The sequence below is a fragment of the Desulforhopalus vacuolatus genome (assembly GCF_016918505.1).
GTDB classification, from domain to species: Bacteria; Desulfobacterota; Desulfobulbia; order Desulfobulbales; family Desulfocapsaceae; genus Desulforhopalus; species Desulforhopalus vacuolatus.
In genome coordinates this window covers 1-614 of the sequence record NZ_JAFFPZ010000100.1, presented here as the reverse complement: position 1 = coordinate 614, position 614 = coordinate 1, and the positions used below count along the sequence as shown (strand labels likewise).

General features: G+C 52.9%; 1 protein-coding gene. It reads left to right on the top strand.

The genetic code is table 11. The annotated features are described in order from the left end of the window. Window positions 1-50: 50 nt before the first annotated feature. On the top strand, window positions 51-239 hold the full coding sequence (locus JWG39_RS16065) for a hypothetical protein (protein WP_205220447.1): 189 nt from the start codon (window positions 51-53) through the stop codon (window positions 237-239). The last annotated feature ends 375 nt before the right edge of the window (window positions 240-614 follow it).

Genomic DNA, 614 nt, shown 5'->3' with positions numbered 1-614 from the left:
GCACGGCACACGTTCTTAAGGGTGAGTTCATCATAGTAACTCGGACTATAATGAGCAAGTCCCAGACCCAGCCTGATGGAGGCGAGCCGGAGCGAAGCGGAGACCACGACACGAAGTGGAGAGAGACCGAAGGGAACGGTAACGGTGTAGCGTTATTGCAACGGTTATCCGGTAACGGTGGCTTGAAGGAGGCAGCCCGGCTACGGCAGGGTAACGCGAATGTACGGGGCGACGTATAGAAATCGAGTCAGGCGAATCTGATTGGGACCATGGCGCAGATAGCGGAGACTTCGAGACAGTCTTAAGTCCTCTATCCATCTTTAAGGATCAGGTGCGTGGTCGGCACAGTATGGAAAGACATGTATTCACCCCCGGAAATCCGTTGTGTCTCATTGATATGATGAGTGAGCAAACCGCAAGGTGCGCTTATCATACAACGGAAGTCAGCAGAGGGCATAGTAGGCCAGTAAACGAGCTCGGTGAATAGAAAAACCGGGAGGTGGCAGACTGGATGAAGGCCCGAACGGTGGCCCCAGCCGAATGGTGGGGATAAATGAAAAGAGAGATGGAGGTACGTACTTATGATCATAGCGCAGCAGTCAGCTGAAATGGGT